We start from the raw sequence: 4,610 nt of genomic DNA on the forward strand, positions 1-4,610 counted from the left end.
ACGCTTAAGCTGGTTCGGCTGTTTGCAAACAGCGAAACGGAAGTCTTAGGTTTGCCCTCCTGCGTCTGAAAACCTGTGAGGTCTTTGGTTGGGCAACCGCCGTTGGCGCAGACGCTCGCAGGTCCTCCGGACGCTACGAGGTCTTTATGAAATTGCTGATTGTTGATGGCTGATGGTTATAAAAGTGTAGCGCTGGCGCGAGTCTCTGACTCGTGCCTAGCAGTGGTGCGAGTCTCCAGACTCGCCGGGAGCCAAACGCATTCCACCATGCCGCGGAAGTTACTTCCGGGCCTTGTGCCTGTTGTAATGTCAGCGACTTCTTGGTCTTAGGTCCAAAGTCAAACTCCTCACCTCTACCTCACCTGGTATCCTTTAGGAAAGCAAAGTCAAGATAACCGAGAGCAAAGGCCAGAAAGAAAATCCTTTTTCAAACGCCCTCCTCACCTACTTTACAGCCGGCCCCAAAGACCTCGTAGCGTCCGGAGGACCTGCGAGCGACTATGCCAGTAGCCACCGCTGCCCCTAACCCTCTCCCCGAGGGAGAGGGAATATTGCTTTTCCGTTTTCGGCCTACTTTCCCAAAAACAGGCCAAAAACGCACAGAAACTGCTATTCCCGTATCTCCTGACACAGTTCCACCAGCACGCCGTTGGCCGTTTTGGGGTGCACGAAACACACTAATTTGTTATCGGCCCCGCGTTTGGGAACCTCATTCAGGAGCTGGAAACCTTCACTTCTCAGGCGCTCCATTTCGGCGTGAATGTCTGCCACCTCAAACGCAATGTGGTGAATTCCCTCCCCTTTTTTCTCCAGGAACTTGGCAATGGCGCTGTTTTCAGAGGTGGCCTCCAGCAGCTCTATTTTGGTGTTCCCCACGTGGAAAAAAGACGTGTTTACGGCTTCGCTTTCCACTTTTTCGGCCTTATAAGGCGCGGTGCCCAGCAATTTTTCAAATAACTGATTGGCGTCATTGCAATTTTTTACGGCTATGCCTATGTGTTCTACCTGCATACTGCTTATTTAAACTTATTCTAACTGACGATTTTTGTGTATTTTTGCGCCAACTATCAAACTAACTGACGAAGTATTCTGTTTTTTGAGTAGTGAAACCGAGGAAAACTATTGACGAAGATGCTGAAATTTCCGATTTATCTAGATAATAATGCCACCACGCCCATGGACCCGCGCGTGTTGGAGGCCATGTTGCCGTACTTCACCAACCATTTCGGGAACGCGGCTTCGCGGAACCACCCCTTCGGCTGGGCCGCCGAGGAAGCCGTTGATTACGCCCGTGAGCAGATTGCCGCGTTGATCAACTGCAACCCCAAAGAATTGATTTTCACCTCCGGCGCTACTGAGTCTGACAACCTGGCCATCAAAGGGGTGTTTGAGATGTATGCCTCCAAAGGAAACCACATCATCACCGCCACTACCGAGCACAAAGCCGTGCTGGATACCTGCAAGCACATTGAGAAACTGGGCGGGCAGGTGACGTATCTTCAGGTAAATTCTGAAGGCTTGATTAACCTGGAAGAACTGGAGGCCGCCATCACAGACAAAACCATCTTGATTTCCATCATGTATGGAAACAACGAGGTGGGCGTGGTGCAGCCCATCAGAGAAATCGGGCGCATTGCCAAGAAACACGGCGTGCTGTTCTTCTCAGATGCCACCCAGGCCGTGGGTAAAATTCCGGTAGATGTAGAGGCAGACGGCATTGACCTGATGGCTTTCTCTGGTCACAAAATGTACGGCCCTAAAGGGGTTGGTGCGTTGTACGTACGCCGCAAGAACCCACGGGTGAAAGTGACCGCCCAGATGGACGGTGGCGGACACGAGCGCGGCATGCGTTCCGGTACCTTGAACGTGCCTGGCATTGTAGGTTTAGGAAAAGCCGCTGAAATCTGCCGCACCGACATGGAATCTGACACCGCCCGCATTGTGGCCATGCGTGACCGCCTGGAGCGTGAGTTGCTGACCATGGAAGAGTCTTACCTGAATGGCAACAAAGAGCACCGTCTGCCGCACGTGAGCAACATTTCCTTTAAATATGTAGAGGGCGAAGGCCTCATGATGGGCGTAAAAGACATTGCCGTTTCTTCGGGCTCTGCGTGTACGTCTGCTTCCCTGGAGCCGTCTTACGTGCTCAAAGCCATGGGCTTGAGTGATGACCTGGCCCATTCTTCCCTGCGTTTCGGCTTAAGCCGATTCACGACTGAGGAGGAAGTAGACTTCGCCATCAACCACGTGAAAGAGGCCGTGACCAAACTGCGTGAACTAAGCCCGCTGTGGGAAATGTTCAAAGAAGGAATTGACCTTGACTCTGTAGAGTGGGCAGAACACTAAAATCAATTAGGAATGGGGAATTAAGAATTAGGAATTGTTCGTTTTCAACCTAAAAACGTATAAACTAATTACTTAACCCAAATTCTCAATTCATAATTTTAAATTCTTAATTAACTAGAGCTATGGCTTATTCAGATAAAGTTATTGACCATTACAGCAACCCGCGCAACGTGGGTACGCTGGACAAATCAAAATCTAACGTGGGTACCGGTTTAGTGGGTGCCCCTGAGTGTGGTGACGTAATGCGCCTGCAGATTGAAGTAGATGAGAACCAGGTAATTACCGATGCCAAGTTTAAAACCTTCGGCTGTGGTTCTGCCATTGCGTCTTCTTCTCTGGCCACTGAGTGGTTGAAAGGTAAAACCGTTGACGAGGCGTTGGCCATTGACAACATGGAGATTGTGGAAGAATTGGCCTTGCCGCCGGTGAAAATTCACTGCTCTGTGCTGGCCGAAGATGCCATCAAGTCTGCCATCAACGACTACCGCGTGAAAAACGGTCTGGAGCCGTTGGTAGAAGCCAAGTCGCACCACTAAGAAAGGGGCGGCGCAAGCATGGAGACATCCACCAATGTGCACGTAGAGAGTGCCCGCATTCAGCGGCAGATTGAGGAGCATCTGGGCATAGAAGGGAATCAGCTGTTGTTTGATTTCCGACCCATGGAAGACCGGATGCGCTTAGACCTCATCACCGTGAACCCGCGGCACCACCAGTCGTTCCTGTTCCATACCGTGACGGGCTATGACCGGATAGATGCACTCAGGAAGATGTTGGACTACGTACGGCAGTCGCGGGACCAGGAGAGCTCTTATACCATCCAGTGGATGGCGCGGGGCGAGCGGGAGTTGCAAACCTCCTACTTCCGGGCCACCAACATGTATGATGCGTTAGATAAATTATACTACGGCCGGGACATGAACACCATCACGGTTTTCAGTGTGGTGCTGAACCCGGTCTCTTAGAAAAGAAAGGAGGATACGCGTATGATTACCGTTTCTGATAAAGCGAAAGAAAAAGTAGAGAAGCTGAAGCGCGAGTCTAACATAGATGACAGCTTCAGGTTGAGAGCCTCAGTGGCCGGCGGCGGTTGCTCCGGCTTGAGCTACAAGCTTGACTTTGATGACGAAGTAAAGCCCATGGACCAGGAGTTTGAAGACAAGGGCGTGAAGGTGGTGGTAGACATGAAAAGCTTCCTCTACCTGGCCGGCACCGAGCTGGATTTCTCTGACGGCCTCAACGGCAAAGGCTTTTTCTTCAACAACCCCAACGCCAGCCGTACCTGCGGCTGCGGCGACAGTTTCTCTGTGTAACCACAGTTGAGTTGATAACGCAAAAAGGCACCGCATGCGGTGCCTTTTTGCTTGTATGGCATTTGCGTTTTTCGCTGTTTTGCTAAAAACAGCCCGAAAACAGATTTCCATTCATCTTACACTTGTTTACGGCCAAACCCATCTTGCTCTTTTGTGCTATGCCTGGTCTGCCGCGCCCTTCATGCTGTTTGAGGGCGAAGCTTACTCTGCTATTCCAGCCATGTCTGGGGCGGTTGATGCTGTCTAAGTTGTGTGGTTGCTGTTCCCTTGGGTGGGCCGCTTGACGCAGTGTCTCTACCGTTGCAGGAGTGTGCAGTCTGCTGTTTCCTTGGCTGGGCTGTTGGATGCAAGGTCTCATAGGCTGTGTTCCATTGCTGCTGCTGTGGTAATGCGTAGTTTGCTGTTCCCCTGGCTTTGGCGTTTGCTCCGGTGCGAAACCTCAGCCCTTTCCATAGCTTCTGCTAAGCGCTCACGGCCGCGGGGCCCGTCCTGGCGGTGAGCACTGCTGTTAAAACTAGGCCCTCCGGCCTTGCCGCTAAAGCGGCACCGTATTAACAGAGGCGCTCACCCCCAGGACTGGTTTGGGTTCCTTTGCTGTTATTGCTTCTCCTGCTCTGTCTGTTTCTGCAGGTAACCGTTGCTGATCCGCTAGCCTGAGGCGAGCCCGTGCTGCGCACATCAGCCAGGGGCAGAAGTGCTAATTAGCAGAGGCGCCACTAGCAGAAGTGTTGATTGTTAATTGTTGTTTGTTTACTTATTGCTGCTTGTTTGTCACAATCTCTGGTTCAAGTTTCCAACTTGGACCTATGGTGGCGGAAGCTTTCAGCTTCCATGAGGCGGCAGCCTCACCTTACTTCTGCCCTCTATAGCTCCTCTATGGCGCGGAAGTTACTTCCGTGCCTTCTAACGCCACCAGATACTCCCGCGCTGGCACGGGTCCCCAGACTCGTGCCT

General features: G+C 51.8%; 5 protein-coding genes. 4 read left to right on the top strand and 1 reads right to left on the bottom strand.

Annotated elements, in window-relative coordinates; genetic code table 11:
• Positions 1 to 609 precede the first annotated feature (609 nt).
• Entirely contained in the window at positions 610 to 1,011 is a 402-nt protein-coding gene (gene mce, locus A8O25_RS21995) for a methylmalonyl-CoA epimerase (protein ID WP_066839764.1), read from the bottom strand.
• Between the two features lie 120 nt (positions 1,012 to 1,131).
• Between mce and A8O25_RS22000 the strand changes: the two genes are divergently transcribed.
• From A8O25_RS22000 to A8O25_RS22015, 4 genes are all read left to right on the top strand, one after another.
• A complete protein-coding gene (locus tag A8O25_RS22000) occupies positions 1,132 to 2,346 on the top strand; it encodes an IscS subfamily cysteine desulfurase (protein WP_277620033.1) in 1,215 nt (404 codons plus the stop codon).
• A 122-nt stretch (positions 2,347 to 2,468) separates the two neighbouring features.
• Positions 2,469 to 2,882: a Fe-S cluster assembly scaffold IscU gene (iscU, locus tag A8O25_RS22005; RefSeq protein WP_062544368.1), complete on the top strand. Its 414-nt coding sequence runs from the start codon at positions 2,469 to 2,471 to the stop codon at positions 2,880 to 2,882.
• Positions 2,883 to 2,900: 18 nt separating this feature from the next.
• A complete protein-coding gene (locus tag A8O25_RS22010) occupies positions 2,901 to 3,308 on the top strand; it encodes a hypothetical protein (protein WP_066839765.1) in 408 nt (135 codons plus the stop codon).
• 21 nt (positions 3,309 to 3,329) lie between these two features.
• Positions 3,330 to 3,656, top strand: coding sequence for a HesB/IscA family protein (locus A8O25_RS22015; protein WP_066839766.1), 327 nt, complete (start codon positions 3,330 to 3,332; stop codon positions 3,654 to 3,656).
• The last annotated feature ends 954 nt before the right edge of the window (positions 3,657 to 4,610 follow it).

Origin of the sequence: Rufibacter ruber (genome assembly GCF_001647275.1) — a bacterium.
GTDB lineage: Bacteria > Bacteroidota > Bacteroidia > Cytophagales > Hymenobacteraceae > Nibribacter > Nibribacter ruber_C.